General features: G+C 71.9%; 28 protein-coding genes. 15 read left to right on the top strand and 13 right to left on the bottom strand.

All coding sequences use genetic code 11. The features are described from left to right. Positions 1-7: 7 nt before the first annotated feature. Positions 8-334 (bottom strand): hypothetical protein, encoded by a 327-nt coding sequence (locus tag ABD987_RS16485; RefSeq protein ID WP_345393300.1) that lies wholly within the window; start codon positions 332-334, stop codon positions 8-10. Between the two features lie 216 nt (positions 335-550). Here ABD987_RS16485 and ABD987_RS16480 point away from each other — a divergent pair, with 216 nt between their 5' ends. Further along, a complete protein-coding gene (locus ABD987_RS16480) occupies positions 551-1,219 on the top strand; it encodes a phosphoribosyltransferase (RefSeq protein WP_345393297.1) in 669 nt (222 codons plus the stop codon). 282 nt (positions 1,220-1,501) lie between these two features. Here the strand turns inward: ABD987_RS16480 and ABD987_RS16475 are convergent, their stop codons facing one another. Further along, entirely contained in the window at positions 1,502-2,140 is a 639-nt protein-coding gene (locus tag ABD987_RS16475; protein ID WP_345393294.1) for a MarR family winged helix-turn-helix transcriptional regulator, read from the bottom strand. 177 nt (positions 2,141-2,317) lie between these two features. On the opposite strand from ABD987_RS16475, the gene ABD987_RS16470 reads away from it, so the two are divergent. Together ABD987_RS16470 and ABD987_RS16465 are read left to right on the top strand one after the other, a co-directional pair. Continuing rightward, a complete protein-coding gene (locus tag ABD987_RS16470; protein WP_345393291.1) occupies positions 2,318-3,778 on the top strand; it encodes an APC family permease in 1,461 nt (486 codons plus the stop codon). 30 nt (positions 3,779-3,808) lie between these two features. Continuing rightward, positions 3,809-4,273, top strand: coding sequence for a hypothetical protein (locus ABD987_RS16465; RefSeq protein WP_345393288.1), 465 nt, complete (start codon positions 3,809-3,811; stop codon positions 4,271-4,273). A 138-nt stretch (positions 4,274-4,411) separates the two neighbouring features. On the opposite strand, the gene ABD987_RS16460 is transcribed toward ABD987_RS16465, so the two are convergent. Genes ABD987_RS16460 through ABD987_RS16450 form a run of 3 tightly spaced genes read right to left on the bottom strand, consistent with a single transcriptional unit; the run spans position 4,412 to position 7,613 of the window. Next, a complete protein-coding gene (locus tag ABD987_RS16460) occupies positions 4,412-5,260 on the bottom strand; it encodes a fumarylacetoacetate hydrolase family protein (protein WP_345393285.1) in 849 nt (282 codons plus the stop codon). Next, positions 5,257-6,147: a 3,4-dihydroxyphenylacetate 2,3-dioxygenase gene (locus ABD987_RS16455; RefSeq protein WP_345393282.1), complete on the bottom strand. Its 891-nt coding sequence runs from the start codon at positions 6,145-6,147 to the stop codon at positions 5,257-5,259. The genes ABD987_RS16460 and ABD987_RS16455 overlap by 4 nt, the downstream gene beginning before the upstream one ends. 2 nt (positions 6,148-6,149) lie before the next feature. Then, on the bottom strand, positions 6,150-7,613 hold the full coding sequence (locus ABD987_RS16450; protein WP_345393279.1) for an aldehyde dehydrogenase: 1,464 nt from the start codon (positions 7,611-7,613) through the stop codon (positions 6,150-6,152). Positions 7,614-7,734: 121 nt separating this feature from the next. Between ABD987_RS16450 and ABD987_RS16445 the strand changes: the two genes are divergently transcribed. Then, complete coding sequence (locus ABD987_RS16445) at positions 7,735-9,228, top strand: aldehyde dehydrogenase (protein WP_345393276.1); 1,494 nt, start codon at positions 7,735-7,737, stop codon at positions 9,226-9,228. Further along, positions 9,225-9,902 (top strand): gamma-glutamyl-gamma-aminobutyrate hydrolase family protein, encoded by a 678-nt coding sequence (locus ABD987_RS16440; protein WP_345393273.1) that lies wholly within the window; start codon positions 9,225-9,227, stop codon positions 9,900-9,902. The genes ABD987_RS16445 and ABD987_RS16440 overlap by 4 nt, the downstream gene beginning before the upstream one ends. Positions 9,903-9,997: 95 nt before the next feature. Here the strand turns inward: ABD987_RS16440 and ABD987_RS16435 are convergent, their stop codons facing one another. From ABD987_RS16435 to ABD987_RS16420, 4 genes are all read right to left on the bottom strand, one after another. Then, positions 9,998-10,609, bottom strand: a complete 612-nt coding sequence (locus tag ABD987_RS16435; RefSeq protein ID WP_345393270.1) for a DUF4360 domain-containing protein — start codon at positions 10,607-10,609, stop codon at positions 9,998-10,000. A gap of 25 nt (positions 10,610-10,634) precedes the next feature. Beyond that, a complete protein-coding gene (locus tag ABD987_RS16430; protein WP_345393267.1) occupies positions 10,635-11,672 on the bottom strand; it encodes an LLM class flavin-dependent oxidoreductase in 1,038 nt (345 codons plus the stop codon). Between the two features lie 122 nt (positions 11,673-11,794). Beyond that, positions 11,795-13,453 (bottom strand): GAF domain-containing sensor histidine kinase, encoded by a 1,659-nt coding sequence (locus ABD987_RS16425; protein WP_345393264.1) that lies wholly within the window; start codon positions 13,451-13,453, stop codon positions 11,795-11,797. Continuing rightward, complete coding sequence (locus ABD987_RS16420; RefSeq protein WP_345393261.1) at positions 13,450-14,190, bottom strand: response regulator transcription factor; 741 nt, start codon at positions 14,188-14,190, stop codon at positions 13,450-13,452. Before ABD987_RS16420 ends, ABD987_RS16425 begins: the two co-directional genes overlap by 4 nt. Before the next feature lie 199 nt (positions 14,191-14,389). On the opposite strand from ABD987_RS16420, the gene ABD987_RS16415 reads away from it, so the two are divergent. Beyond that, entirely contained in the window at positions 14,390-14,728 is a 339-nt protein-coding gene (locus ABD987_RS16415; RefSeq protein WP_345393258.1) for a hypothetical protein, read from the top strand. Between the two features lie 24 nt (positions 14,729-14,752). On the opposite strand, the gene ABD987_RS16410 is transcribed toward ABD987_RS16415, so the two are convergent. Continuing rightward, positions 14,753-15,901: an FAD-dependent monooxygenase gene (locus tag ABD987_RS16410; RefSeq protein WP_345393255.1), complete on the bottom strand. Its 1,149-nt coding sequence runs from the start codon at positions 15,899-15,901 to the stop codon at positions 14,753-14,755. Between the two features lie 164 nt (positions 15,902-16,065). Between ABD987_RS16410 and ABD987_RS16405 the strand changes: the two genes are divergently transcribed. From ABD987_RS16405 to ABD987_RS16395, 3 genes are read left to right on the top strand one after another with little or no spacing between them, the layout of a single operon-like run. Beyond that, a complete protein-coding gene (locus ABD987_RS16405) occupies positions 16,066-16,407 on the top strand; it encodes an ArsR/SmtB family transcription factor (protein WP_345393252.1) in 342 nt (113 codons plus the stop codon). A gap of 48 nt (positions 16,408-16,455) precedes the next feature. Beyond that, positions 16,456-17,517: a DNA polymerase III subunit beta family protein gene (locus ABD987_RS16400; RefSeq protein ID WP_345393249.1), complete on the top strand. Its 1,062-nt coding sequence runs from the start codon at positions 16,456-16,458 to the stop codon at positions 17,515-17,517. A 39-nt stretch (positions 17,518-17,556) separates the two neighbouring features. After that, positions 17,557-18,054: a hypothetical protein gene (locus tag ABD987_RS16395; RefSeq protein WP_345393246.1), complete on the top strand. Its 498-nt coding sequence runs from the start codon at positions 17,557-17,559 to the stop codon at positions 18,052-18,054. A 106-nt stretch (positions 18,055-18,160) separates the two neighbouring features. Here ABD987_RS16395 and ABD987_RS16390 read toward each other — a convergent pair whose 3' ends face one another. After that, positions 18,161-18,955, bottom strand: a complete 795-nt coding sequence (locus tag ABD987_RS16390; protein WP_345393243.1) for an acetoacetate decarboxylase family protein — start codon at positions 18,953-18,955, stop codon at positions 18,161-18,163. A 150-nt stretch (positions 18,956-19,105) separates the two neighbouring features. On the opposite strand from ABD987_RS16390, the gene ABD987_RS16385 reads away from it, so the two are divergent. Further along, the gene (locus ABD987_RS16385; protein WP_345393240.1) at positions 19,106-20,452 is read left to right on the top strand and encodes a glutamine synthetase family protein; all 1,347 of its coding nucleotides are present in this window, start codon (positions 19,106-19,108) and stop codon (positions 20,450-20,452) included. Between the two features lie 7 nt (positions 20,453-20,459). Here the strand turns inward: ABD987_RS16385 and ABD987_RS16380 are convergent, their stop codons facing one another. Further along, the gene (locus ABD987_RS16380; RefSeq protein WP_345393237.1) at positions 20,460-21,086 is read right to left on the bottom strand and encodes a TetR/AcrR family transcriptional regulator; all 627 of its coding nucleotides are present in this window, start codon (positions 21,084-21,086) and stop codon (positions 20,460-20,462) included. 72 nt (positions 21,087-21,158) lie between these two features. On the opposite strand from ABD987_RS16380, the gene ABD987_RS16375 reads away from it, so the two are divergent. The 5 genes from ABD987_RS16375 (at position 21,159) to ABD987_RS16355 (ending at position 24,798) form a co-directional block, all read left to right on the top strand. Beyond that, complete coding sequence (locus ABD987_RS16375; protein ID WP_345393234.1) at positions 21,159-22,373, top strand: nucleotide disphospho-sugar-binding domain-containing protein; 1,215 nt, start codon at positions 21,159-21,161, stop codon at positions 22,371-22,373. A 12-nt stretch (positions 22,374-22,385) separates the two neighbouring features. Next, complete coding sequence (locus ABD987_RS16370; protein WP_345393231.1) at positions 22,386-23,030, top strand: hypothetical protein; 645 nt, start codon at positions 22,386-22,388, stop codon at positions 23,028-23,030. A gap of 64 nt (positions 23,031-23,094) precedes the next feature. Next, positions 23,095-23,604: a cupin domain-containing protein gene (locus tag ABD987_RS16365; protein WP_345393228.1), complete on the top strand. Its 510-nt coding sequence runs from the start codon at positions 23,095-23,097 to the stop codon at positions 23,602-23,604. Beyond that, positions 23,597-24,370 carry an SDR family NAD(P)-dependent oxidoreductase gene (locus ABD987_RS16360; protein WP_345393225.1) on the top strand — a complete coding sequence of 258 codons (774 nt, stop codon included), beginning with the start codon at positions 23,597-23,599 and terminating at the stop codon, positions 24,368-24,370. The genes ABD987_RS16365 and ABD987_RS16360 overlap by 8 nt, the downstream gene beginning before the upstream one ends. A gap of 95 nt (positions 24,371-24,465) precedes the next feature. Beyond that, on the top strand, positions 24,466-24,798 hold the full coding sequence (locus tag ABD987_RS16355; protein WP_345393222.1) for a hypothetical protein: 333 nt from the start codon (positions 24,466-24,468) through the stop codon (positions 24,796-24,798). A gap of 39 nt (positions 24,799-24,837) precedes the next feature. On the opposite strand, the gene ABD987_RS16350 is transcribed toward ABD987_RS16355, so the two are convergent. Continuing rightward, positions 24,838-26,145, bottom strand: coding sequence for a cytochrome P450 (locus ABD987_RS16350; RefSeq protein ID WP_345393219.1), 1,308 nt, complete (start codon positions 26,143-26,145; stop codon positions 24,838-24,840). Positions 26,146-26,754: the final 609 nt, after the last annotated feature.

The raw sequence follows: 26,754 nt of genomic DNA, 5'->3' as shown, positions 1-26,754 counted from the left end.
CGCTTTCTCATCGCCAGCTCTCCCGGCGCCGTCGCACCAGGGAAACCGGCTGGACCAGGTGCGCCGGCAGGTAGTGGGTGAACGTCGTCTGCCACTTCTCGTCCGCGGTGTGCAGCTGGTAGCGCACGAGCGCCAGCCAGGCACCGTCGGCGGTGCGGGCCCAGCCGACCAGCTCGCCCGTCACCTCGTGCCCGGTCTGCAGCCCGGCCGGGGTGTTCGTCCGCTGATGGCGCGACGGCGGCGGGAACAACAGCGGCAGGTTCACCGTCACCCACCGGGGCGGCTGCACCCGCCGTGCCCCCGCGGGCCGCACGCCGTCGTCGGTCGAACTCATGTTCGACATCATGACTTCCGTAACGCGGGTGTGCAAACCCGCCGGAGGTGCGTTGTCGCAGGTCACAGGGGCGGAGCGTAGTGTGACATGTTCGGTCCGTATGTCTCCCCAGGTCGTGAGGGGGCGCTTTCGCGGTCGCGCCGCATGACGGCCGGCGAGGCCGGGTAGCCCGAAGGGGGACGGCTTCCGCTCACGATCGGAGAAAGGACGGATCCGATGCGTCTCCTTCGCGACGGCACGGCTCGGATGTTCACCGACCGGCGGGACGGCGGACGGCGGCTGGCCGGTCTCCTGCGCGAGCGGCCGTGGTCCGATCCGGTGGTGCTGGGCCTGGCCCGCGGCGGGGTCCCGGTCGCCGGCGAGGTGGCCGCCGCGCTCGGCGCCCCGCTCGACGTGGTGGTGGCCCGCAAGATCGGGGCGCCGGGCCACCCGGAGTTCGGGCTCGGCGCGGTCACCCCGGACGGGCCGCCGACCTACGACGAACGCACCCTCGCCGTGCTCGGACTGGACGCCGGCGATCTCGCGGAGAGCTGTGCCGCCGAGCGGGCGGAGGCACGGCGCCGCGTCGCGTGCTACCAGGGGAACCGGACACCGGAGCCCCGGCGTGGCCGGGACGTGCTCGTCGTGGACGACGGGCTCGCGACCGGTGTCACCGCGCGGGCCGCCCTGGGCGCCGTCCGGGCCGGGCGGCCGCGCAGGCTGGTGTTCGCCGCGCCGGTGTGCGCCCCCGACGCGGTGGCGGCGCTGCGTGGGGTGGCCGACGAGGTCGTCTGTGTGGCGGCGCCGGAGGATTTCCGCGCGGTCGGCCAGTGGTACGACGACTTCGGTCAGACCACCGACCGGGAGGTCGTCGCGGTGCTCGGCGCGGCTCGTGCGCGGAGGTGACCACGCGGCGGATCCGGTTGCGGCGGGAGCGGGCCCGGCTCCGGGATCGGCGGACGTGGCGGGCCCGGCGCGGGCGGTGTCGGTGGTGGTTCCGGCGGCGGCCGCATCGGGTCGGGCCGGGGCGGCACGGGGTGAACCATGATCCTCTCCTCCGAGACAGGCGATCAGGTCCTTCCGGGTACCGCGCCGGGAGGCCGGGTAAACCCGGATGCCGTGACTTCCCAGGGGCTCGCCTCCACCGTCCACAGCGGACACCGGCGGGCCCGTGCTGTGCGCGGCCGGTCAGCCGGGCTTGGGAGAGGTGCGCCGTCGCGGATCGGTGCGGCGCGTGCCCGCGGGCTTCTGCTGCTGCCGCCCGCCCGTGGCGAGTTCGGGCAGTTTGCTGTCCGAGATGGACGCCCGCACCCGCGCTTCGCGTTCTTCGCCGTTCTCTTCGATGTGCTTGACCATGTGCCGCAGCGTGCGGGTCAGTTCCTGCGTCCGCCGGTCGGTCAGGCCGGTGAGGGTGAACTGCTCCTCGGCGTTGAAGCGGGGGAACAGCTCGGTCATCAGCTCACGGCCGCGGCCGGTGAGCGACAGTACCGAGAGCCTGCGGTCGTCCGGCGGGACGGTGCGCACGAGCAGGCCCCGTGATTCGAGCGTCTTGGCGACCCCGGTCAGCGTGCCCTTGGAGATCCCGCACTCCTCGGCGACGTGCTTGGTCTCCATCTCCTCCCAGATCCACACCACCCACAGGACGACGAAGCCGGTCCAGGTGAGGTCGACGTCGCGCAGCACGGACTGCTCGAAGTGGTTGCGCACCGCGGAGGCGGCCCGGTGCAGGTTCGACACGGCCGCCATCGCGCCGAAGTCGAGTTCCAGTCCGCCCAGCCGTTCCGTCACGGCCTTCTCGGTCTCGCGGAGCGTGTAGTACCCGGTCATGCGTCACCTGTGTCCCGATCGGTCCAGTGGCGACAGCGTACCTGCTCGTCAGGCCGGGTCCCGGCAGGCGCGGCGACGTTTCGGCAACGCGTCTTGCGCAAAAACGTTTGGGTCCATACGATCCTGCGAACCGTATGGTGCCAAACGAACGATGCTGTCCGTTCCCGGAGGTCGCCCGTGTCCGACGCCCCGTCCCCACCTGCCAAGGTCCGGCGCTCCCGATCGCTCGGGGTACCGGACATCGTCTTCTTCATCGTGGCCGCCTCGGCGCCGCTCACCGTGGCGGCGGGCGGGATCAGCACCAGCTACGCGGTCACCGGGATCGAGGGCATCCCGCTGTCCTTCCTGGTGCTGGCCGCCGTGCTGATCGTCTTCACGATCGGCTACGCCGCGATGAGCAGGCACATCGCCAACAGCGGCGCGTTCTACGCCTACATCGCCCACGGCATCGGCCGGCGGGCGGGCGTGGGCGCGTCGTTCGTCGCGCTGGTGTCCTACAACGCCATGCAGGTCGGCATCTACGGCATGTTCGGCGCCGCGAGCGCCCAGCTCTGCCGGACGTACTTCGGGCTGGAAGTCCCGTGGTGGGCCGGGGTGCTGGCCGCCGTGGTCGTGGTGGGGGTGCTCGGCGTGCTCCGCGTCGACCTCAACGCCAAGGTGCTGGCCGTGCTCCTGGTCCTCGAGACGATCGCGGTCGTGGTGTTCGACGTCGCGGGCATCGCCGACCCCGGCCGGGGCGGGGTGACGCTGTCCGGGTTCGCGCCCTCGAACCTGTTCGTCGCCGGGGTGGGCGCGGTGCTGTGTTTCGGCGTCGCGAGCTTCGTCGGCTTCGAATCCGCTGCCATCTACGGGGAAGAATGCCGTGATCCGAAGCGGACCGTCGCGCGGGCGACCTATGTCGCGGTGAGTGTCATCGGGGTGTTCTACGCGGTGAGCGCCTGGGCGATCGCCCAGGCCGCCGGGCGCGACAAGATCGTGGCACAGGCGCGTGAGCAGGGCCCGAACCTGCTGTTCACCCTCGGCGAGGCCCGGCTCGGGCGGATCTTCACCGACGTCGCGACCGTGTTGTTCGTGACGAGTCTTTTCGCGGCGCTGCTGAGCTTCCACAACGCGGTGGCGCGGTATCTGTTCGCGCTCGGCCGGGAAGGGGTGCTGCCGCGCGGGCTGTCCGCGACCACCCGGGCCGGTGCCCCGCGCGCGGGTTCGCTGACGCAGACGGTGCTCGCGGTGGTGGTGCTCGCGGTCTTCGCGGTGACCGGCCGCGATCCGGTGCTGGAGCTGTTCACCTGGCTCACCAACGTCGGGGCCACCGGGGTCATCCTGCTGATGGCGCTCACCTCGTTCGCGGTCGTCGGCTACTTCCGGCGCGACGCGCGCGGGCACTCCGTCCTGCAGCGGCTGCTGGCGCCGGGACTGGCCGGGCTCGCGCTCGGCGGCCTGTTCGTGCTCGTGCTGGTGAACTTCGACGTCATGCTCGGCACCAGTCCCGGATCGCCGCTGCGCTGGATTCTGCCGGGCCTGATCCTCGTCGCGGGCCTCGCCGGCGTCGGCTGGGGCGCGCGGCTGCGCTCGGCCCGCCCCGAGGTGTTCGCCGTCATCGGCCGCGGCGAGACGGTGGGGGAGGAACCGGTCAGCTAACGCGTGCGGGCCTTCGCGCGAAAGGTGGACGTGGACAAACACAGGCCCGATCGCCCGCCCGTGCTGACCTGGATGCGGTACCTCGGTATCGGCTGCGCGCTCTGGGCGGTGCTCTCCCTGTTCGTGGACTTTTCGGGAGCCCCCGTCCTGGAGCCGGACCCCGATACCAGCTTCGCCGACAGTGAAGACTTCCGCGCTTTCGTCTTCATGCTGGTGGTCGCGATCGTGACGGTGCAGGCCATCGCGTGGATCTGGCTGGTCTTCCTCGCGCATCGAGGGCGAAACTGGGCACGGGTCGCGCTGACCGTGTTCGCCGCCTTCTGGCTGGCTCTGATCGGATGGTCGATCGCCGAGCCGGTCGGGCCGGGGGAGCAGCGGTGGACGGTGACCGACCTCGTCCAGCTCGTGCTCGTCCTGGCCACGGTGAGCACCCTCTACACCCGCTCCGCGAACCGGTTCTTCCGGCCGCGAGTCCCTTCGGCCGGACAGGCCTGAACCCGCGAGCGGACGCCGACTACCCCGGCAAGACCACCGGCCACCTGAATGTATAACGCCCTATACGGCCAGGCGTCTTTTTTGGATGCCTGGCCGTATAGGGCGTGGAGCCGATCCTTCCGGACCGTGCGAACGAGATCAAGGACGCCGGGGAGCCCGGACGCCGCGGAACTCCCAGTCCCCACCGAGCGCGGTGGAGCGGACCTCCTCGGACTCGGTCGGCTGGGCGCCGACGTCGGCGCGGACCGGGACCGGGCCGGACACGATGTGGTTGCGTAGCGTGCCCAGGCCCTCCACCTCGACCTCGACGACGTCGCCCGGCCGCACCGGGCGCGAGTTCGCCGGGGTCCCGGACAGCAGGACGTCGCCGGGGTACAACGTGATCGTGCGGGCGATGTCGGCGACGAGGTAGTGCATGTCCCACTCCATGTCGGCGGTGTTCCCGTCCTGCGCGACCTCCCCGTTGACGAGCGTGCGGATCCGCTTGCCGTGGAAGTCCCAGCCGGTGACGAGCCCCGGCCCGAGCGGGCACAGCGTGTCGGATCCCTTGACGCGCAGCATCGAACCGGCGTCGGTGTCGCGGAAGTCGTGCAGCCCGTAGTCGTTGGCGACGGTGTAGCCGCGGATGTACTCGCCCGCCTCGGCGGGGGAGACGTTGCGGCAGGTGCGGCCGATGACGATCGCGATCTCGCCCTCGTAGTTCAGCCATTCGCAGCGTTCCGGGCGCACGACGGCGCCGCCGTGCGCGTTGAGCGCGGAGGTCGGCTTGTGGAAGTACGTCGGCGCGGGCGGCAGCCTGCCCTGGAACTCCGTCACCCTGCTGTGGTAGTTCAGGTGGACGGCGATGATCTTGGACGGCACCACCGGCGGCAGGTGGACGGCCTCGTCGACGCCCACCGCGCGGCCGTCCGGGGCGAGCAGCCGGTCGCCGTCGCGCACGACCTCGACGGCGGCGCCGTCGAGCAGGATCCTGCGGTACTCGGTCATCGCGTGGCCTCCAGGGTCCATCCGTCGGCGGGCCGGTCGAACCAGAGGTGCACCTGGCCGGTGCCGACGGAGTTCTCGTACTCGCTGTAGAGGCGTCCCGGCGCGACACACGCCTGTTCGCCGAGCGCGCCCGCCATCATCAGGTAGTGCCCGAAAGCCGCTTCCGGTTTGAAACGCGCGAACTCGTCCATGGTGTCGAGCACCTTCGCGTGGTCCCCGGCGGTGAACCATTCGATGCGCTGGAGGTCGGCTTCGGCGGCTTCACGGGTGTAGATGTGCTCGATGCCGGACGCCTCGTGCGCGCGCAGTTCGCGCAGCGGCCAGAACGTGTGCGACAACGCGCCGGAGGCGATCAGCAGGACCTTCCGGTCGGTGTCGGCGATGCCCGCGGCGAGCGCGCGGCCGAGCCGCAGGTTGTCCTCGGCGTCGGCGGTCTGGCAGACGCCGATGGAGATCCACCGCTTCTCCGGCACGCCGAGGTAGCTCCACGGGTTCACGGTCGCGTAGTAGATCGGCAGGTACGGATCGTCGATCGGGGTGATCCAGGTGCCCTGTCCGGTGGCGTGCGCGGCGACGGCGCGCGCGAGTTCCGGGTCGCCGGGGAAGTCGTAGGGGATGCGGCACATGCCGCGTGGCAGTTCCTCGGAGGTGAACAGCCCGGCGCGGCGGTGCTGCGCGGTGACGACGTATTCCACCGTGGTGGCCCAGTGCGAGTCGAGGACGACGACGGTGTCGTAGTCGAGGACGTCGAACACCTCGCGGCGGAGCCGCCGCAGGCCGGTGACCAGGCTGGTTTCCTCGCCGTTGTTGAGCTCCCGGCGGGTCTTCTCCGGCAGCATGATGGTCGGGACGTGCGAGAGCAGGCCCGCGCCGACGATCTCACCCATGATCAGTTCCCCTCTCGTGGCGCGAAGACGCTGTTCTTCACGTCGCAGTAGAAATCGAAGCTCCAGGTGCCGCCTTCGCGGCCGATCCCGGACTCGCGGGAGCCGCCGAAGGGGGCCCGCAGGTCGCGGACGAAGAAGCAGTTCACCCAGACGGTGCCCGCGACGAGCCGCGAGGAGACCCGCTCCGCCCGGGATTCGTCACCGGTCACGAGCGTCGCGGCGAGGCCGAACCGGGTGGAGTTGGCGAGCCGGACGGCATCCTCTTCGTCACGGAAGGTCTGCAGCGTCAGGACCGGGCCGAAGACCTCCTCGGTCAGGATCTCGCTGCCCTCGGCGGCCCCGGCGAGCAGCGTCGGCCGGTAGTAGAGGCCGCCCAGTTCGGTGTTGGGGCCGCCGCCGAGCAGCGGCTCGGCCCCGGCCTCGACCGCGCGGCGGACGAACCCGTCGATCTTCTCGTGCTGGCGGCGGTGCACCTGCGGGCCGAGATCGGTGGTCTCGTCCCGCGGATCGCCCTGGCGGAGTTTCGCGGCGCGGGCGAGGAACCGGGCGCGGAACTCGTCCACAACGGACTCTTCGACGAGCAGCCGGACGGCGGCCAGGCACACCTGCCCCGCGTTGTCGTACTGCTCGACGGCCAGGTCCACCGCGAGGTCGAGGTCGGCGTCGGCGAACACCACCAGCGGCGACTTCCCGCCGAGCTCGAACGAGGTCGGCACGAGGTTGGGCGCCGCGGCCGCGGCGATCGTCCGCGCGGTCGGCACGGATCCGGTGAAGCTGATCCGCCGGACGCCGGGATGCGCGACCAGCGCCGCGCCCGCTTCGGCCCCGTACCCCTGGACGACGTTGAACACACCGTCGGGAAGCCCCGCTTCGGCGGCGATGTCGGCGAACAGCGACGCGGTGAGCGGTGTCCACTCGGCGGGCTTGAGCACGACGGTGTTCCCGGCGGCCAGCGCGGGCGCGATCTTCCAGGTGGCCAGCATGAGCGGCGCGTTCCACGGGGTGACGAGCGCGCACACCCCGGCCGGGTCCCAGGAGACGTGGTTGCGGTGGCCGCGGGTGTCGAAGTCCGGATGGTCCAGCTCGTCGACGAGCCAGTTCGCGAAGAACCGGAAGTTGTGCGCGACACGCGGCATGACCCCGCGACGATGGGAGCGCAGCAGCGCGCCGTTGTCGGTGGTCTCGACGATCGCCAGATCCTCGAGCCGTTTCTCGACGCCGTCCGCGATGGCGTGCAGCAGGCTCGCGCGCTCCTCGCGGCTGGTGCGGGACCAGCTCGCGAAGGCGGTTCGGGCCGCTTCGACCGCCGCGTCGACGTCGGCGGCGGTGCCGCGCGAGATCTCGGCCACCGGTGTCTCGTCGATGGGGGAGACGTCGGTGAACCGGCCGGTGCCGCCGACGCGGCGGCCCCCGATCCAGTGCTCGCCGGATACGGGCACCCCGGCCACCGTCGGCTGGTGCGTCATCCCTGGTTCCTCCCGCTGGAAAGTCGTGGACCGATCGCCGTGTCCGCGATATCGTTCGGGCCCAAACGTAAGTGACCGCACCAACGTGGTCAAGTCCGGTTCGCGCACTCTTGGAGGTGCCATGTCCCTCGGTCACGACGACTGGCTGCGGCTGGCGGGGCGGGTGTCCCACCCCCGCGGGCTGTTCATCGGTGGCGCGTTCACCGATCCCGTCGACGGCGTGCCGATGTCCGTCGTCTCGCCCCGCGACGGCACCGCACTGGCCGACGTCGCCACGGCGGGGGAGGCCGACGTCGACCGCGCGGTGGCGGCGGCCCGGCGGGCCTTCGACGGCGGCCCGTGGCCGCGCCTCAAACCGCGCGAGCGCGCGAAACACCTGCTGCGGCTTGCGGACCTGGTCGAGCGCGACGCGGACGTGCTCGCGCTGACCGTCTCGCTGGAGATGGGCAAGCCGATCTCCGACGCGCGCGGCATCGAACTGACCGCGCTCGTGAACACCCTGCGCTGGTACGCCGAGGCGGCGGACAAGACCGCGGGCGAGGTACCCGACGCCGGGCCGGACGCGCTCGCGCTGGTCACCCGCGAGCCCGCCGGGGTGGTCGCCGCCGTCGTGCCGTGGAACTTCCCGCTCACCATGGCGGGCTGGAAGCTCGGCCCGGCACTGGCGGCCGGATGCGCTGTCGTGCTCAAACCGGCCGAGCAGTCGCCGTTGTCGGCGCTGCACCTGGCGCGCCTCGCCGAGGAGGCGGGGCTGCCCGAAGGCGTGCTGAACGTCGTCAACGGGCCCGGCGAGGTCACCGGCAGGGCGCTGGGCCTGCACCACGGGGTGGACGTCGTGACGTTCACCGGATCGACCGAGGTCGGCCGGCACTTCCTGCGCTACGCCGCGGATTCCAACCTCAAACGCGTCTGGCTCGAACTCGGCGGGAAATCGCCCAACATCGTCCTCGACGACGCCCCGGAACTCGGCGCGGCGGCGGACACCTCGGCGTGGGGCATCTTCTTCAACTCCGGCGAGATGTGCACGGCGCCCTCACGGCTGCTGGTGCACGAGGCCGTCGCGGACGAGGTGCTGGAGCGCGTCGTCGTCCGCGCCGCGGACTTCGCGCCCGGCGACCCGCTGGACCCGGCGACGAGGATGGGCCCGGTCGTCAGCGAGGATCATTTGGGCACGATCGAAGCCCACGTGGCCGGCGCGCGCGGCGAGGGCGCGCGGGTGCGGGCCGGTGGCGAACGGGTCCGCGCGGACAGCGGCGGCAGCTACCTGGCGCCGACCGTGCTCGACCGGGTGACCCCGGGGATGCGGGTCGCGCGGGAGGAGATCTTCGGCCCGGTCCTGTCCGTGCTGACCTTCCGCACCGTCGAGGAGGCGGTGGCGCTCGCAGCGGACACCGACTACGGGCTGGCCGCGGCCGTGTGGACACGCGACCTCGGCCGGGCGCACCGGATCTCACGGGCGCTGCGGGCGGGCACGGTGTGGGTCAACTGCTACGAGGAGGGCGATCTGACCGTGCCGTTCGGGGGCACGAAACTCTCCGGGCACGGGCGGGACAAATCCCTGCACGCGCTGGAGAAGTTCACCGACCTCAAGACGACCTGGATCGCGCTGCCGTGAGCCGTCCGCTGATCGTCGTCCCCGCCCGGTTCGCCGCGTCGACCTCGGCGCTGCGGTACTCCGCGGTCGTCACCGCGCGGGCCCTGTCGGCCGCGGTGCTGGCCGCCGGGGGCGAACCGCTCACCGTGCACCCGGAGGGCGACGTCACGCGGCTGTCCTTCGCGGACGGGGTCCTGCTGCCCGGCGGCGGGGATCTCGCCCCGGTGCGGTACGGGCAGCCGACGAGCTCGGCCGAGGTGTACGACGTGGACACCGCGCAGGACGAGTTCGACCTGGCGCTGGCCCGGTGGACGCTGGACACCGGCCGGCCGCTGCTGGCGATCTGCCGTGGCCTGCAGGTGGTCAACGTCGCGCTCGGCGGGAGCCTGGAACAGCACATGCCCGAGGCACACCGGCACGTCGTGCACGGGGTCCGCGTCGAGCCGGGTTCGCGCACGGCGGGGCTGGTCGGGGAAAAGGTCGAGGCGTCCTGTTTCCACCACCAGCGCCTCGACCGCCTCGGCACGGGGCTGCGGGCGGTGGCGTGGGCCGAGGACGGCACGGTGGAGGCCGCCGAGCTGCCCGGCGCGGATTTCCTGGGCGTGCAATGGCATCCGGAGGACACCGCCGCGGCGGATCCCGCGCAGCAGGCGTTGTTCGACGCGCTGGTCACCGCCGCGCGCGGGGTCTCGTAGGGCCAGCCAGGCGGGTCCGTGAATGCCACATTGAGGGACTCAGAGTCCCTCAATGTGGCATTCACGGACCCTCGCTGATCTTGACCGGTGCCGGTTCAGCGTGGGCAGGTCCGCCAGGTGAGCTGGTAGGTGGACCTGTCCAGCGTCACCCAGCTGACTGGGGTCCCCTTGCCGGAGGTTCCGGCGCGCAGGCGTACCTCCGTGTTGAGGTTCAGGAATCCCGGCAGGCCGCACGGCTTGTCGAGTTCGATGTCCGCGCCGACGGTCCAGCTCTCGTTCAGCGGCCCGCGGAAGGTACGCCTGATGACCGGTGGGGCGGAATCGGTCGCGAAGTAGGAGGCTCCGCGAAACGTGCCTTCGGCCCCGGCCGCCAGCACGGCCTCGCCGGTGTGCTCGGCGTGCCGGAGGCCGTAGGTGAAGCCGGCCGGGAGGTGGATGTTCAGGCCGAGCCGGCAGTTACGCCGGTCGATCTCGGGGAGGTGCGCGCCGACCTTGGCGGAGAAGTCCCGATGGGACACGGTGAACGCGGTGTTCCCCGGCGCCACGGAGACCTCGGTCGTGCCAGGACGGCACCCCGGCCCGTTGATCGTGGCGACGTCGATGATCACCCGCTCCGGGGGCGGGTCCTGCGGGGCCACGGCGGGCGGCGCGAGCAGAACCGGTGCGAGCAGAACCGTGGTGAGCGCGGCGTGGACGAGACCGGACATGGTTTCCTCCTCGGGGCCGAGGCGATCACACTGAAGGGGGAGACTCGCGAGGGCGGAGCCGGTCGGCGATGGCGGCGACCAGCTCGTAGGAGCGGCGGCGGTCCGTGTGGTGGTACACCGGCGTGGTGACCATGAGCTCACCGGTCCCGGTGTCGTCGAGCACCGCTTGCAGGCGCTTGGTCACCGTCTCCGGACCGCCGGTGAGGACGCTGCCGGAGCGGGCGGAGATCTCGGCGCGGTCGTCGTCGGTGTAGGGATAGGCCGCCGCGTCCTCGGGGCTCGGCAGCGGGACGGGGTGCCCGCGAACCCGGCTGAGCACCTTCAACCGGGTGGACCCGGCGAGCCATTCGGCGCGGTCGTCGTCCTCGGCGGCGATGACCGACACGCTGACCAGCGTCGCCGGTCCGTCGGTGTGCCCCGAGGCGCGGAACCGTTCCCGGTAGGCGCGGGCGGCCTCCGGCGCCGCGTCCGGGTTGAGGTGGTGGGCGAAGGCGTAGGGCAGGCCGAGTTCGCCCGCGAGTTCGGCGCCGGTGGCCGAGGAGCCGAGCAGCCAGACCGGCGGGACGTTCCCGCCGAGGACGGGAATCGCCCGCGGCCGCACGTTTTCGCGGGGCGCGAAGTAGGCCAGGAGCTCCTTCAGCCGCTCGCGGAACGACTCCGCGGTCCGTGTTCCCCCGCGCCGGACCGCCTCCACCGCGGCGGGCGGCCCGCCCGGCGCGCGGCCGATGCCGAGGTCGATCCGTCCGGGGTGCAGCGCCGCCAGGGTGCCGAACTGCTCGGCCACCACGATCGGCGCGTGGTTGAGCAGCAGCACGCCGCCCGCGCCGACGCGCAGCCGCCGGGTGGCGTTCGCGAGGTGGCCGATCAGCACGGCGGGAGCGGAACTGGCGACGCCGGGCATGTCGTGGTGCTCGGGCACCCAGTAGCGGTGGTAGCCCAGCTCGTCGGCGAGGATCGCGAGGTCGACCGTGTTACGCAGTGCCCGGCTCGGGGTGGACCCACGCACGATCGGCGCGGTGTCCAGCACCGAAAGACGCGGGCCGGTCCGTCGGCTCCCGCCCATGCGCTCCGGCCTCCTCGCGGTCCGGCCGGTGTGCGGGGGTACCCACCGGTCCGGTGGCCCGGCCAGGCTATCCGGCGGCGGACCGGCCGCTCAATCCGCCGGGCGGACGCCGCGGCCACGCGTCAGCCGGTGGGCAGGGAGACCTCGACGCTGGTGCCGGTGCCGGGGGTACTGGTCAGCCGCAGCGTCCCGCCCATCGCCTCGGTCAGGCCGCGGGCGAGGACCAGCCCGAGCCCCACGCCCGGCACCCCGCGTGCCTCGGCGTCGAGCCGCTGGAACGGGACGAACAGGCGCGCCAGCAGCTCCGCGCCGATCCCCGGCCCGGAGTCGGTGACCCGGACCAGCGCGGTGGTCCCGTTCACCGCGGTCTCCACGCGCACCCAGCCGTCGGGCACGTTGTGCCGGATCGCGTTGGTGACCAGGTTGATCAGCACCTGGCGCAGCCGCCGCCGGTCGGCGGTGAGCCGGCATTGCGGACCGTCCTGGTGCAGCGTGATCCGCTGGTGGGACAACGGTTCCAGCAACGCGACGACCTCGCCGACGAGCTGGCGCAGTTCGAGCGGTTCCGGTCTGACCTCCAGTGCCCCCGCCTCGATCCTGGCGATGTCGAGGACGTCGTCGACGAGCGCGAGGATGTGATCGCTGGCCTCGGTGATGTGGTGCAGGGCCGACTGGCGGCGGTCTGCGGGCAGGTCGAGACGCCGCAGCAACTCGGCGAACCCGGTGATCGCCTGCATCGGGGTGCGCAGCTCGTGGGACAGTGACGTCAGGAACTCCGACTTCGCCTGGCTGGCCGCCTCGGCGGCGTGCCGGGCGACCTCGGCCTCCCGCCGGGCGCGCCGTTCCCGGTCGGCGGCGCGCCGCTGGGTGATGTCGAGCAGGTTGAGGCTCAGGTACATCTTCTCGCCGTCGGCGCGCCGCACGACCGACGCGTTCGCCGCGGTGACGATCTCGGCACCGTCGCTGCCGACGCACACCGTCTCGAACTGGACGTTGTCGGCGTCGCCGTCGACGAGATCGGTGAGAATGTCCGCGGTGCGCTCGACGAGGTCCGGCCGCAGCACGGCGCCCAGCTCGACGCCGAGAAGGTCCACTTCGGACAGTCCGAGCATGAGTCGCAGCGCGCGGTTGACCCGGGTGAAGCGGCGGTCGAGGCCGACGAGTGCCCGGCCGACGGCGTTTTCCTCGAACGCGCGCCGGAAGCGTTCCTCGCTTTCGGCCAGCGCGCCGAACAGCCGCGCGTGCTCGATGGCGACCGAGGCGAAGTGGGTGAACTGCTCGACGAGCCGCACCTCCCGCTCGGGCGGGAGGTGCGGCTCGGTGTGGTACACGGCGAAGGTGCCCAGCACGCCGCCGTCACGGCCCAGAATGGGCTGGGACCAGCAGGAGCGCAGGCCGGCCAGCTCGGCGGGCGCGCGGAAGTCGTCCCACCGGCGGTCGGCCGCGATGTCCTCGACGATCACCTGGACCCCGTGGTGGGCGGAGGAGCCGCAGGACCCGGCCTCGGGCCCGATGGACATGCCCTCGATCGCCTCGACGTAGTGCGCGGGCAGCCCGGACGCGGCGCCGTGGTGCAGCGTGGCCCGGACCGGATCGAGCAGCAGGATCGAACACCGCGAGTACGGCAGCAGCTCGTTCAGCGCCTCGGTCACCGCGCCGAGGACGTCGCCGAGTTCGGCGCCGGAGGCGAGCAGGTCCAGCACCCGCCGCTGTCGTTCGAGCAGCAGGAGGCTGTCGGCGTGGCCGAACGCGGAGCCGATCGGGGAGGGGTCCGGGATCACGGGGTGCGTTCCCAGCGGTAGCCGACACCGCGGACCGTGCGGAGCCTGCGTGGCCGGCCGGGATCGGCTTCGAGCTTGGCGCGCAGGCGATGGATGTGCTCGGTGACCGTGGCGTCGGACTGCCAGCCCGGCGAGGACCGCCAGACCGCCCGCAGCAGCTGCGCGCGGGTGAACACCTGTCCGGGGTGCTGGGCGAGGAACACGAGCAGGTCGAACTCCTTGGCGGTCAGTTCCACGAACGCGCCGTCGAGGACGACCTGGCGGGCCGCGGTGTCGATGCGGAGGCCGTCCTCGGCCGCGCCGTCCACTGTGGCCACCGGGGCGCTGCGGCGCAGCACCGAGCGCACCCGCGCGGCGAGTTCCTCGGGGGAAAAGGGTTTCACGAGGTAGTCGTCGGCGCCGAGGTCGAGCCCGATGATGCGGTCGGTCTCCCCGCTCCGTCCGCTGAGGACGACCACCGGCAGCGGCGGGCGCGCCTGGTCGAGCCGGACCCGCCGCAGCACGTCGAGCCCGCCGAGCCCGGGCAGCGACAGGTCGAGGACCATCAGATCCGGTGCCTGTTCGGCGATCCGGTCGAGCGCGGCGCGCCCGTCGCCCGCCTCGGTCACCAGGAAGCCGTCGGCCTCCAGCTGCCAGGTCACGACCGTGCGGACGCGCTCGTCGTCGTCGACGACGAGGATCCGGCGTCGAGCGCTCGGTGTCACCTCGGCCGTACCTCCCGTGCTGCGGAACCTCATGCTGCTCTCCGGTTCCCGCCGGTGGCAACAGGGCCGGGGCGGGTGTTGAGCAACTGTTGATATTCGGTTGGTGCGGATCTGAGGCACGGGCCACAGCCTAGGAGGCGCGCGGAGCGATCCGCCCGCGGCCGTGGATCGGGGCGTTCACCCCCACCGCCCCGATCCACCCGCCGCCGGGTCTTCGCGAAGGGAGGGGCTCATGGGCAAGGTGGCGTTCACCGAGTTCATCACCGTGCGGCGGTACGCGCACGCGCTGGCGGACCTGCCCGAGGTCGACCGCCTGGCGCGCCTGGCGGCACTGGAGCAGTTCGCCGAGTTCGTCGGGCGGACCCCGGACGAAATGGTCGAAGAGATCTTCGACGAACGTACTCGCCGCTATCGGAGACAGGGTTTCTACCGCGACAAGGCCAGGGAGTTCGCCGCGCTGGAAGGGCCGCCCGCGGTCCGGATCGCCCGCGGTGGCATCGTCCGCGCGTTCTTCGCGGCCAACGAGCGGTGCCTGCCGCCGTGGCACCCCGGCCCGCACCGTCCACTGTGAACCGTCCTCTTCGGACTCTGCCGCTCAGGCCCTGCTGTGCTGCTTGGCGGGCGTGCTGTTCCGGGCACGGGCAGCGAGGCCTACGGCTCGGACGGCGGTGTTGCGTAACGCCAGCCCGTGCCGGGTTCGCGGAACGAGCAGTGCGGCGACGAGGCCGACGCGCCGGTGCCTCGGGTCCACCTGCCGCCGGTGCTTCGCCTCGTAGGCCCGGAAGGCCCGCGCATGGTCACCGGGATGCGCCGCGAGCGCCTCGGCCAGCGTGTGTGCGCCGGCCATCGCCATGCTCGACCCGTCGCCGAGCAGGGCGACCGCGGAGGCCGCGTCGCCGAGCAATGCCACGCGGCCACGCGACCACTCGTCCATCCGCACGTTGGCGAGCGGATCGAAGAAGGGCGCGGGGTGGTTCCGGTACGCCTCGACCAGTTCGGGGCTTCGCCAGCCGAGTCCCGCGTACGCCTCGGCCACCATGCGCTTGTGGAGCGCGGTGTCGTGGCGGTCGTAGCCGGGCACCCGCCCGCCGCGGAAGGTGAACGTCGCGAGTGGCTTTCCCCGGGACGGGTGAATGGTGAGCATCCGGCCGGGCGCGGTCAGCATCACCGCCACCTCCGGGTCGTCGAGGGCACCGGGCTCCAGCGGCACCGTCGCGCCGTACATGCCCAGGCCGGTCGTGAACCGCTCCGCGGGGCCGAAGACCATGCGGCGCACCGGGGAATGGACGCCGTCCGCGCCGACGAGCAGGTCGAAACGGCGCGGCGGTGACCGGCGGAAGGTGACCTCGACCCCCGATCGGTCCTGCTGGAGGCTGGTGATCGTGTCGTCGAAGAGGAACTCCGCGTCGTCTCGCGCTGCCTGGTGGAGCACCGTGGACAGGTCGGATCGGGTTACCTCCACCGACCGCGGGGAAGTGGTCGGGGCCCGGAGGAGCTGCCGCCCGTCCGGATCGAGGAGCGAGAGGACGTTCGAACCGGTGGCGACCTCGCGCAACCGCGTGAGGATGCCCATGCTCCTGGCGACCGTCAGCGCCGGTTCCTTGACGACGACGGCGCTGCCGCCGGATCTGAGCTCCTTGGCCTGCTCGACGACCGTCGGCCGATACCCGTGCCGGGCCAGCCAGTAGGCGAGAGCGGGACCGGCGATACCGGCACCGTGGATCAGGACGCGTGCAGGCGTCATGGCCGCAACCTTTCCGAGGGGAAGTGACGAGCGCCGCGGGCGGGCATCGCGGGCGAGCGAAGCCCGGCGCGTTGCCACGCACGCTCAGGTACGTAACTCGTCGTACCTTCAGTCAAGCACGTTCGTGAGGTACGATGCAAGACGTACCTGAAGGGGGTGGGGCGATGACCGGGTCAGGTCCGGCCGAAGACGACGCCGGGAACGCCGATCTGGGCACGGTGTTCCGTGCGCTCGCCGACGAGCATCGCCGCACCGTGATCGTGAAGCTGGCGGCGGACGGGAGTGACCGCGAGCACACCTGCAACTCGTTCGATCTTCCGGTGTCCAAGCAGACGCAGACACACCACTTCCGGGTTTTGCGCGAGGCCGGACTCATCCACGAGATCAACTACGGGAACCGGAAGGGAATCCGGTTGCGCCGGGCGGAAATCAACCGCCGGCTCCCCGGCCTGCTCGACCTGCTGACCGCGGAGCGCCGCGACACCGGGACCGGCGGAAGCGCCTGACCCGGCCCGGCTTGACCTTCGAGCCGGTCGAGGCCTGACGATGGCCGGGTGACTGATCCGGAACTGATGTCCATCGGCGCGTTCGCGAAACTCGCCGGCCTGACCGCGAGTGCGTTGCGGTTCTACGACGACGCCGGTCTGCTCCGCCCCGAGCAGGTCGCCCCGCTGACGGGGTACCGGTTCTACAGCGCGTCGCAGGTGGCCCGCGCCGCACAACTGCGCCGGTTGCGGGAGATCGGGATGCCCCTGCCCGCCATCGGCGAGTTCTTCACCGCGGGCGCCGAGGAGGCGGCGCGGCTGATCGACGAACAGGTCGCCAGGGTCACGACGGAGGCCGCCGGGGTCCGGCAGGCGGCCGAGACGCTCAAGGCGTCGCTCGGTCAGGAACCGCGCCGCACGATCTGCGTGCTGCCGGGACCGGTCCTCGCGGCGGCCGTCGACCAGGTCCTGGCCACCACGGTGCACGATCCGGACGCACCGGTCCTGAGCGGCGTCCGGCTGGAGACCGACACCGGCTCCGTGGCGCTTACCGCGACCGATCGGTACCGGCTCGCCACGAGAACGCTGGTGCCCGCGGAACCCGCCGCCGGTTCCTGGGCGGGCACTCTCGCCGGTGACGACCTCCGAGCCATGACCTCCCGGCTCCGGCGCAGCCGCACCGTGACGATCGAGGCGGGCGAGCGGACTCTGGGCATCCGGACGGCAGGCGGCACCGTCCTGCACTGCCGCCTGCTGACGGAGGACTTCCCGGACCACCGCCTCCTCCTCGACTCGCTCCCGGCGGTGACGCATCGCGTCACGGCGGGCAAGCGGCAGATCGTGCGGGCACTGGAGCGGTGGGCCCCGGAACGAGCCGGGCTGCGGGTGTCCGGTGGCCGCCCGAGCCTGCTGCTGCCCGATCAGGACGAGATGGCTCTCGACGGCTCGGCGACAGGCCCCGGTCTGACCATCTGGTTCGAGCTGACCACCCTGTATCCCGCCCTGAGCCACGCGATCGGCGGCGACGTGCTGCTCGACCTGCGAGGTCCCGACCAGCCCGCCACCGTCAGGTCGGCCGACGACGGCGACCTCACCACGCTCGTGATGCCCTGCCGGACCCCGGAATCGTGACCGGCGATGCCCGAGAAAGACGAAGGGACGAACCATTTCATGACCACACCAGCCGCCACGCCCGATCTGACGATGGAAGCGATCGGCGCGGCCGTGGGCCTCGGACGCGAGGGCGACGTCGAGTCGGCTCGACGCGACCTGCTGGCCATCTGGCACCGGATCGGGGTGCTGGGCGATCCGTTCCACCGCTGTACCCTGGCGCACTACCTGGCCGACCTCTACGAAGACCCCGCCGAATCGCTGGTGTGGGATGTCCGCGCCCTCGACGCCGCCGACGCCCTTACCGACGAGCGCGCCCGGCGGCACCACGCGAGCCTCGAGGTCGCCGGCTTCTACCCGAGCCTCCACCTCAACCTCGCCGACAACTTCCGTCGCCTCGGCGCGTTCGAGGCGGCGGCCGGGCACATCGACGCCGCCGAGCGGCGTGTTTCCCGGCTCCCCGAGGGGCCCTACGGCGACCTGATCCGCTCGGGTATCCAGGGGGTCGCCGAGGCCATCGGAAACCGGGACACCGCGCGCCGTCCCACCGCCCCGTGAACTCGGCGGGCAGTGAACCGAGGCCACGATCTTCCCCGGCACGTCGTGGTCCGTGAATGCCGCCCCGAGGGAGTCCCCGGGGCGGCATTCCCGGACCGGACGCGTCTCAGGCCCGAGGGGTCAGGACCGTGCCGCCGTCCCAGACGACCCCGATCTGCTGGTAGTAGGCACCGATCGGCTCCTCGACCGTCAGTTCGGCCAGTTCCTCGACCGGGGACGGGAACAGCCGCAGTTCCGCGCTGCCCCGCCAGATCGGCCCGCCCTCGAACGCGGCGGCGCCGGAGGAGATCAGCTCGGCGACGGTGTCCGGCGCGTCCTTCGCGATGCCCGGCAGCCAGCGGTGGTGCGCCATCGGGTGCCCGTTGACGAACCCGCCGGTGTCACTCTGTTCCTCCAACGTCAGCACCGCCTCGGCCAGGCGGCGGTCGGCCGCGGCGAGGGTGGCGCCGAAGCGGGCGCCGGGCGCCAGCCGCGGCGCGGGGCCGTGGGGATGCGGACGTGTCTGGTGGATCGACCCCAGCTTCTTGGGATACCCCTGGTGGATTCCCCGCGCGATCGCGAAGTCCTTGTCCACCCAGATGTACACGCAGCGCGAATACGTCCGGCCCTCGAACCGGCAGCGCACCACCGCGAAGCATTCCTTGTACTGCGCCAGTACCGGGTCGAGCAGCTGACGGCCGTCCGCCGAGCAGGACTGCCAGTCCGCCCAGATGAGCGCGACCGCGCCGGGGTCCTGCTCGGCGGGCAGCAGCGGCGCGGGCAGCAGGGCGGCGACCTTCGCCGGGTCGGTGCGGTACTCGACGGTCAGCAGGTCGCCGGAGTAGTGCCAGGGCGGCGGGGGGACGAGCGCCGCGCGCCCCGTCGGGGTGCGGGGGTAGAAGAATCCTCGGACCGGCGCCATGAGACGGCCTCCAACCAGCGACAGGCGAACGTTTGGTAGCTAACGATATCAACTCGCGGCGCGGGGGAGAAGGTGATCGAAAAGGCTTGTCGAAGGCCGTGCGCCGACTTATAGTTCGGACCCAAACAACTACCTCTGGGAGGCCGGCGGATGGACAGCCCGACCGATCGAGACGGCGTGCGCCGCGTTGTCGAGGACCTCACCGCGAGGGGGATCGACGTCCTGCGCGTTGGCTATCCCGACCTGATGGGCACGGAGCGGTCCCGCGAGGTGCTCGTGGAGCAGCTGCCCGCGGTGCTGGAGCACGGCCTGGCGTTCTGCCGCGCGGTCTTCCACACCACGACGCGGGGGGAGACCCTCGACGTCGCGGGCGGGCTCGACGCCGGGCTCCCGGACGTGAAGGTCTTCCCCGATCTGAGCACGATCGCCGACATCCCGTGGGAGGAGGGCGTCGCGTCCTGCCTCGGCGACGTGTTCGACCCCTCCGGCGAGCCCAGCGACGAGTCACCCCGCACCGTGCTGCGCGGCATCGTCGAGGCGTTCCACGCCACCGGACGGCATCCGGTCGTGGGCCCCGAGCTGGAGTACTTCGTGCTGGAGCGGGACGGGGACGGCTGGCGGCGCTACGGCGACGAGTCCGGCAACATCTACGTCACCGGCGCGAAGGGCGATCCCGACGGGCACCTGACCGCGACGCTGCGGCACCTGCGCGACTTCGGGCTCGGGGTGACGGCGGGGAACCACGAGTTCTGTCCCGGCCAGTTCGAGGTCAACCTCGCCCACTCGGCGGCACTGGACTCGGTCGACCGCGCCTTCCGGTTCAAGTCCGCGATCAAGGAGCTGGAGCGGCGCGCGGGCCGGATGGCGACGTTCATGGCCAAGCCGTTCAACGGCGAGGGCGCGTCCGGCTTCCACCTGCACGTCTCGCTGACCGACGAGGACGGCCGCAACGTCGGCGTGGATCCCGCCGGGGAGTTCGGGCTCGCGCCGGTGCTGCGGCACGCGCTGGCCGGGGTGCTGACCCACGCCCCGGCGCTGGCGGCGCTGGCCAACCCGACGGTCAACTCCTACAAGCGGTTCGGCCCGGACACCCTCGCGCCGTGGCTGATCGACTGGGGGCTGGACAATCGCAGCGCGATGGTCCGCGTCCCGCCCGAGCGGGGCGAGGCCACGCGCATCGAACTGCGCCTGCCCGACAGCTCGGCGAACCCCTACCTGCTCTACGGCGGTGTCCTGGCCGCGATGCAGCTCGGCATCGAGGCCGGGGCCGAACCGCCGGCACCGCTGGACGGCTACGGCTACGACCCGGCCAAGGCGCCCGTGCTGCCGACGTCGCTTTCGGCCGCGCTCGACGCCTTCGAGGCCGACGCGGCGTTGCAGGGGAAGCTCGGCAAACGGCTGGCCGCCTCGTTCACCGCGTTCAAACGGGACGAGGTCGAGCGTTACCGCTCCTGGGTCAGCGACTGGGAACTGCGCGAGTACGTCAATCACCTCTGACCGGCGATCAGCCTCGATCCCGGCCTTCGCCGGGCAGCCCGCTGAGCGCGATGTCGATGCCGCGCCGCAGTGCCTTCCAGAAGTCCTCTTCGGACTGACCGGCTTCGAGACTGGTGAGCGCCGCCGCCTGCGCGGCACCGGCCAGTGCGCCGACCACGGCGGCGGCGCTGATCGGGTCGAGCAGGTCCGGATAGGCCGCGCGCAGAGCGGCGGCGATCTCCTTCTGCTCGGCGTGGGCCAGGTGCAGCGCCCTGGCCTGGAGCGCGGGCACGGTCATGATCAGCCGGGCGTAGACCTCCAGTGGCACGTGGTCGTCGTGCCCGAGGCCGTTGGTGTGGAAATCGGCGAGCATGGCCTCGTAGGCGCGGGAGAGCACCTCCGGCACGGTCTCGCCGGGCTTCCGGTTCGTGATCACCTCGACCGCGAGCGCGCCGTTGCGCCCGGTTTCGGGGAACAGCACGGCTTCCTTGCCGGGGAAGTGGTTGAAGAACGTCTTGGTGGCCACGTCGGCGCCGGCGGCGATCTGCGCGACGGTGGTCTGCTCGTATCCCTGCTCCGCGAACAGCCTGATCGCCGTCTCCGCGATCAGCCGTCTGGTCTGCCGCTTCTTGCGCTCGCGCCGTGACTCGTCCACGCGATGCAGATTACATCAACTGTATGATTGGACAGGTTGCGAAGTTACATCGAGTGTAGTCATCATGGTCCCATGAGCCGAGTGGTGCTGGCGGGGATGCCCGCCTGGGGGCACGTCAACCCGAGCCTCCCGATCGTGCGCGAGCTGACGCGGTGCGGTGTCGAGGTCACCTACTACACCGGCCCGGAGTTCCGGGAGCCGGTCGAACGGGCGGGCGCCGAGTTCCGCGCCTATCCGCCCGGCTCGATCGGTGTGCGCGACATCGCGGAGGCCACCCGGACCGGCAGCACCCTGCGGGTGGTCACCCGGGGCCTGGACGCCACCGGGGTGCTGCTGCCGTTCCTGGTGGGGGAGCTGGAGAGGGACAGGCCCTCGGCGATCGCGTTCGACTCCAACGCGCTCTGGGGCCGCATGGCCGCGGCGAGCCTCGGCCTGCCGATGATCTCGCTGATGACCACGCTCATGGTCGGTGGCAAGGACTTCTCCTGCCTGACCGCGCGCGAGCTCGGCCGCTTCCTGGGGCCCACGATCCGGGACCTGCCCGCGACACTGGCGGCGAAGCGGCGCGTGGTGCGGCGGTTCGGCAAGGACCTCTACCCGCCGTACCCGACCTTGCCGATGCGGGGCGACGTGACGATCTTCCCGATCCCGCGCTGGTTGCAGACCGACAACCCGCGCGTCGACGAGACCTGCCACTACGTCGGTCCCACCTTCGACGAGGGCGGGGACGGCGGGTTCGACGCCGAGCTCGCCGCGTTCCTCGACGCCCCCCGGCCACTGGTGTTCGTCTCGCTGGGCACCCTGCACGCCGGAAGCGACGCCTTCTTCCGCACGTGTTTCGAGGCGCTGGACGGGCTGTCCGCGCGACTGCTGATCGCGACCGGCGGCACCGATCCGGCGGGGCTGGGGCGGATCCCCGCCGACACGCTGGTCCGCCCGTCGGTGCCCCAGCGCGCGGTGCTGCGGCGCGCGGCGGCGTTCGTGACCCACGGCGGGATGAACAGCGCGCTGGAGGGACTGGCCGCGGGCGTGCCGCTGGTGGTGGTGCCCCAGCAGGCCGAACAGCTGATCATCGGCCTGAAGCTCGCCGAGCGCGGCGCGGGAACCGTGCTGCGGCACCATCTTTCCGGCCGCCCGGTCCCGGGCGCCGAACTGCGCGCCGCCGTCGCGCAGGCGCTGACCGACCCGTCCCGGCGGGCGGCGGCGGAGAAACTGGGCGCGTCGCTCGGCGACGGCGGGGGAGCGGTGGCGGCGGTGAAGGCCATCCAGGCGCGTCTCGGCGGCTAAACTGGGAGGGCGATGGACATCCTGACAAAGCTGGCCGACCAGGCGCTGCGACAGCCGCCGCCCCGCGGTACCGGCCGCTACCACTACGTCCACACCCAGGGCTGGTATCTCGCCACCGCGCAGACCACCAGCGGGCGGGTCCTGGACTCCCGTATCGAGCCGACCGACCGCGAGTTCTGGGTCGCCGAGGACGGTTCCGGGCGGATCGCCGAGACCCGGGATGGCCGGCCGTCCCGGATGAGCGGGACGTATGAGCCGCCGGGGTTGCTGGGCGAGTTCGTCACCGGCGACTCGGTCGACGCGCTCCAGGCGACGCTCCTGCGGCGGAATCCCACCCGGTCACCCCAGGGATGGCTCAAGCTGACGCAGGAACTGTGGACGCGACAGGTCGTTTCCCCCGCCCTGCACGCGGCGGTCCTGCGTATCCTGGCCGCTCAGCCCGAGCTGAGCCAGGACGGGCCGGTCACCGACCGCGTCGGCCGTCCCGGCGTCGCCGTCAGCGCCCAGAGCACACCGGCGGAGCGGTATGTGCTCACCCTCGATCCCGGCACCGGCGGGTTCCTCGGCTTCGAGCAGATCGCGCCCGGACCCGCCGGTGCCGGCTGTACCGTCTGGCGGGACTCCGGCTACGTCCCGGACACCACCACCCGCCCCTGACCACGGCGCCGGGGTCGCCCGTATCCCCCTAGGCTGGCGGGCAACGACGTGACAAGGGGGCGGGATGACGGACGTGGACGCCGTGGCGCGGCAGTACGGGCTCGCGCCACTGCCGGTCGAGGGCGGGTTGTACCGGCGGACCTGGGCGGGACCGCCGGACGCCACCGGCCGCCCCGCCGGGTCGGCGATCATCGTGCTGCTCACCGCGGACGGGGGATTCTCGGCGCTGCACCGGCTGCCCATCGACGAGGTCTGGCACTTCTACCGCGGTGACCCGCTCGAACTCCTGCTGCTGCCCGAGGACGGCGAAGCCCGGGTCGAGCTGCTCGGGCACGCGGCGGGCCAGCACGTCCAGCTGACCGTGCCCGCCGGGACGTGGATGGGCGCGCGGGTCGTGCCCGGCGGGCACTGGTCGCTGTGCGGGACCACGATGGCGCCGGGGTTCGTGCCCGAGGACTACGAAGGCGGCGACGCCACCGAACTCGCCGCGCGCCACCCCGAGCAGGCCGCCCGGATCCACGCGCTGTTCCGCCCGGACGCCGCGTCGCGGATGAGCGAGGACCCCGATGCCTGAGGCCGCGCTGCCGGACCTGAGCGGGAAGGTCGCGCTCGTCACCGGCGCGGGCGGCGGGATCGGCGGGGCGATCGCGCTGCGGTTCGCGCGGGCGGGCGCGGCCGTGGTCCTCCACCACCGCCGCGGTGCGGAAAACGCCGAAGCACTCGCCGGGCGCGTGACGGCGGAGGGAGGTCGCGCGTTCGTGGTCGCCGGTGACCTCACCGACGAGTCGGCGTGTCACCGGATCGTGGCGGAGACGGTGGCCGCGGCGGGACGCCTCGACGCGCTGGTCAACAACGCCGGGATCCAGCCGGTCGAGCCGCTGGCGACGATGACGGCGGAGAGCTGGCGCGAGGTGATCGAAACCAACCTGACCGGCGCTTTCCTGTGCACGCGAGCCGCCGCCGCGGTGCTGCGGGAGCACGGTGGCGGCAGCGTCACGCACATCGCCTCGATCGAGGGACTCCAGCCGGCTCCCGGCCACGCCCACTACAGCGCCGGGAAGGCCGGGCTGATCATGCACGCGCGCTCGGCCGCGCTGGAGTACGGCGAGCACGGCATCCGCGTCAACAGCGTTTCCCCCGGTCTGATCGACCGGCCCGGTCTGGCGGGGGACTGGCCGGAGGGGGTCGGCCGGTGGCGCCGGGCCGCGCCGCTGGGCAGGCTCGGGCGGGGCGAGGACGTCGGCGACGCGTGCGTGTTCCTCGCCTCGGACATGGCCTCCTGGATCACCGGGCACAACCTCGTGGTGGACGGCGGTGTCGGCGCACGACCGACCTGGTGACCTGATCGGGGGACACCGGCACGCTCCGATTTGACGTGCGTGAACGTGCATATGACCGTCGGGGTGTCCACCTGACCGTCGCGAAAGGACCGGCGATGACCACCCTCGACCACCCCGCCGCGGAAACCCACCGGCACACGCACGGACCCGGCTGCGGCCACGCGGCCGTGCTGCACGACGACCACGTCGACTACGTCCACGACGGACACCTGCACCGCGAGCACCGGGACGCCGACGGGGTGCACTACGACGAATGCGCGAAGTGTTCGTGCCCGGACTGTTCCGACAGCTGCGCGGTGTGCGTCTGCGCGAACTGCACCTGCCCGACGTGCAACCACGCGACCTGCCAGTGCGCGCACTGCGCCGACGACTGCGCGCACTGCGTCTGCGCGGACTGCGCGTGCCCGACCTGCCACCACGCCGCCTGATCCGTCCACAGTGGAGCGCGGAAGCCTTCCTCCCCGTGGTCAGGGCGCGGCCGCATGGGACGCCGCCACGGGCAGGCGGTGCACGATGATCCGGGCTCCCTTGCCGGGTACGAGGGTCAGATGCTGGAGCCGGGGCCGCTCGGGTGCGGCGTCGGCTGCCTCGACCCGGAAACGTGACAGCACTTCTCGCAGCACGATGGTGCCCTGCTGCAGTGCGAAACCGGAGCCGAGGCAGCGACGGACGCCACCGCCGAAGGGCACCCAGCTCGCGGCGGGCGGGCCGCCGTCCAGGAACCGCTCCGGCTGGAACGTGGCCGGCTCGGGGTGGCTCGCCGGATCGTGGTGTGCCAGCAGGATCGAGGGCATGACGGTCCATCCCGCCGGGACGCGGTAGCCGCCGACTTCGGCCGCCTCGGTCAGTTTGCGGGTCACGTCGACGATCGCCGGGCGCAGCCGGAGCACTTCCTTGAGCACCGCTTCGAGGTAGTCGTCCGCGCCCGCCGCGGCGGACCGGGCGGCGGCGTCCAGGGCGGCGGGATGCCGGGCCAGCTCGTGGAAGGACCAGGCGAGCGCGGTCGAGATCGTTTCGTGACCGGCCAGCAGCAGGGTGAGCAGGTGATCGTGCAGTTCCGCGTCGGACGGCAGTTCCCTGGCCTGGGGCGCGGCGAGCAGCCGGGACAGCATGTCCGGCCGGGAAGCGAGGTCGTCGGCCCGGCGGCGGTCGGCGATCTCGGCGTACAGCAGCTCGTCCACCCGGGGCCGGTTCGTCGCCGCCTGCCGTCGCTGGAGGAGGCGTCGCAGCCAGGGCCCCGTCCCGGCGGGGTCGATCTCCAGCACCATCCTCAGCCGGGTACGCAGTTCCTCCAGCCGGTGTTCGTCCTCGACGCCGAACATCACCCGCAGGATGATCTCCAGCGTGACCGCGTTCATCCGCTCCATCGCGCTGAACGGCATGCCGGTCGGCCAGCGCTCGACCTCTTCGACCGCGATCCGGGCGACCATGCGCTGGTAGCCGCGCAGCGCGGAGTTGCGGAAGGCCGGCGTCAGCTGCCTGCGCAGGCGCAGGTGGGCGTCCTCGTCCGCGTTCATCACGGAGTGCTCGCCCATCGGCGTCTCCATGACCTCGTTGGCCTCCCCGGCGTGGAAGACGGTGGGCGGACTGAGGAAGACGTCGCGGATCTGGTCGAGGTCGGACAGCACCACGACGTCGCCCTCCGGACGGATCCTGAGGTGGATCACCGGGCCGTGCCGCCGGGTCAGACGGGGCAGCCAGCGGTGCCGGACCATCGCGAACAACAGGGTCTGGACGGGCGTCGGCAGACGTGGCCCGGGTGGTGTGCGGGACACGGACTCACCTCCATCAGGTGTCCAGGAGGCCGGCGAGCCGCTCCTGGGAATGGTCGGCGGTGCTGGGCCCGCGATTCGGCGCAGGCCCTCGAGTCGTCGTTTCGGGAGGAAGGACTGACGGCCGGAAAACACATCCGGCGGCGATTGTAGTGCGGGGCGCGTGCGGTCGTCGATCGGCCGATATGGGGGACGGTCATTCCGGGCGGGTCGCACTTGTTTTATTCGCGCAAGTTCCCCTTCGTGCCGAGTACGGCGTCGCGGTACCGGCGGTGATACCGGTCGGTGAGGGCTCCGTCTGCCCAGGTACGCAAGGCATTGGCCCGTTCGGCGGCGTCGTCGACCTGGTCCGATATGTGGTACAGGCGGAACCGGAAGATTGCCGGACACTCGATCATGTAATCGGTTCGGTGTCCCTGTGTGCGAGTTATCACAACTGCTAATATTAGTGTGTTCGGGCGCATTCACGACGAGTACGTTTTGCTCGTTGACGTCATTTATGGTGCTTTTGCCGCGTTATCGAGCGACCACTGAGGTTCTCTCACTGGGAGTGGTGGGTTCTGGCGGCGGGTTGTGCTGAAGGACGCCTTCGGTGCGCTCAGTGCACTGAAG

The sequence above is a fragment of the Amycolatopsis samaneae genome (assembly GCF_039541975.1).
In the GTDB taxonomy this organism is placed as follows: domain Bacteria; phylum Actinomycetota; class Actinomycetes; order Mycobacteriales; family Pseudonocardiaceae; genus Amycolatopsis; species Amycolatopsis samaneae.
This window is presented reverse-complemented; position numbering and strand designations above follow the sequence as displayed.

What these genes read in the sequence shown, in the direction of transcription:
- ABD987_RS16485 (WP_345393300.1), bottom strand. Translation starts at nt 334, where the DNA reads ATGAGTTCGACCGACGACGGCGTGCGGCCCGCGGGGGCACGGCGGGTG.
- ABD987_RS16480 (WP_345393297.1), top strand. Translation starts at nt 551, where the DNA reads ATGCGTCTCCTTCGCGACGGCACGGCTCGGATGTTCACCGACCGGCGG.
- ABD987_RS16475 (WP_345393294.1), bottom strand. Translation starts at nt 2,140, where the DNA reads ATGACCGGGTACTACACGCTCCGCGAGACCGAGAAGGCCGTGACGGAA.
- ABD987_RS16460 (WP_345393285.1), bottom strand. Translation starts at nt 5,260, where the DNA reads ATGACCGAGTACCGCAGGATCCTGCTCGACGGCGCCGCCGTCGAGGTC.
- ABD987_RS16455 (WP_345393282.1), bottom strand. Translation starts at nt 6,147, where the DNA reads ATGGGTGAGATCGTCGGCGCGGGCCTGCTCTCGCACGTCCCGACCATC.
- ABD987_RS16450 (WP_345393279.1), bottom strand. Translation starts at nt 7,613, where the DNA reads ATGACGCACCAGCCGACGGTGGCCGGGGTGCCCGTATCCGGCGAGCAC.
- ABD987_RS16445 (WP_345393276.1), top strand. Translation starts at nt 7,735, where the DNA reads ATGTCCCTCGGTCACGACGACTGGCTGCGGCTGGCGGGGCGGGTGTCC.
- ABD987_RS16435 (WP_345393270.1), bottom strand. Translation starts at nt 10,609, where the DNA reads ATGTCCGGTCTCGTCCACGCCGCGCTCACCACGGTTCTGCTCGCACCG.
- ABD987_RS16430 (WP_345393267.1), bottom strand. Translation starts at nt 11,672, where the DNA reads ATGGGCGGGAGCCGACGGACCGGCCCGCGTCTTTCGGTGCTGGACACC.
- ABD987_RS16420 (WP_345393261.1), bottom strand. Translation starts at nt 14,190, where the DNA reads ATGAGGTTCCGCAGCACGGGAGGTACGGCCGAGGTGACACCGAGCGCT.
- ABD987_RS16415 (WP_345393258.1), top strand. Translation starts at nt 14,390, where the DNA reads ATGGGCAAGGTGGCGTTCACCGAGTTCATCACCGTGCGGCGGTACGCG.
- ABD987_RS16410 (WP_345393255.1), bottom strand. Translation starts at nt 15,901, where the DNA reads ATGACGCCTGCACGCGTCCTGATCCACGGTGCCGGTATCGCCGGTCCC.
- ABD987_RS16405 (WP_345393252.1), top strand. Translation starts at nt 16,066, where the DNA reads ATGACCGGGTCAGGTCCGGCCGAAGACGACGCCGGGAACGCCGATCTG.
- ABD987_RS16395 (WP_345393246.1), top strand. Translation starts at nt 17,557, where the DNA reads ATGACCACACCAGCCGCCACGCCCGATCTGACGATGGAAGCGATCGGC.
- ABD987_RS16390 (WP_345393243.1), bottom strand. Translation starts at nt 18,955, where the DNA reads ATGGCGCCGGTCCGAGGATTCTTCTACCCCCGCACCCCGACGGGGCGC.
- ABD987_RS16385 (WP_345393240.1), top strand. Translation starts at nt 19,106, where the DNA reads ATGGACAGCCCGACCGATCGAGACGGCGTGCGCCGCGTTGTCGAGGAC.
- ABD987_RS16375 (WP_345393234.1), top strand. Translation starts at nt 21,159, where the DNA reads ATGAGCCGAGTGGTGCTGGCGGGGATGCCCGCCTGGGGGCACGTCAAC.
- ABD987_RS16370 (WP_345393231.1), top strand. Translation starts at nt 22,386, where the DNA reads ATGGACATCCTGACAAAGCTGGCCGACCAGGCGCTGCGACAGCCGCCG.
- ABD987_RS16365 (WP_345393228.1), top strand. Translation starts at nt 23,095, where the DNA reads ATGACGGACGTGGACGCCGTGGCGCGGCAGTACGGGCTCGCGCCACTG.
- ABD987_RS16360 (WP_345393225.1), top strand. Translation starts at nt 23,597, where the DNA reads ATGCCTGAGGCCGCGCTGCCGGACCTGAGCGGGAAGGTCGCGCTCGTC.
- ABD987_RS16355 (WP_345393222.1), top strand. Translation starts at nt 24,466, where the DNA reads ATGACCACCCTCGACCACCCCGCCGCGGAAACCCACCGGCACACGCAC.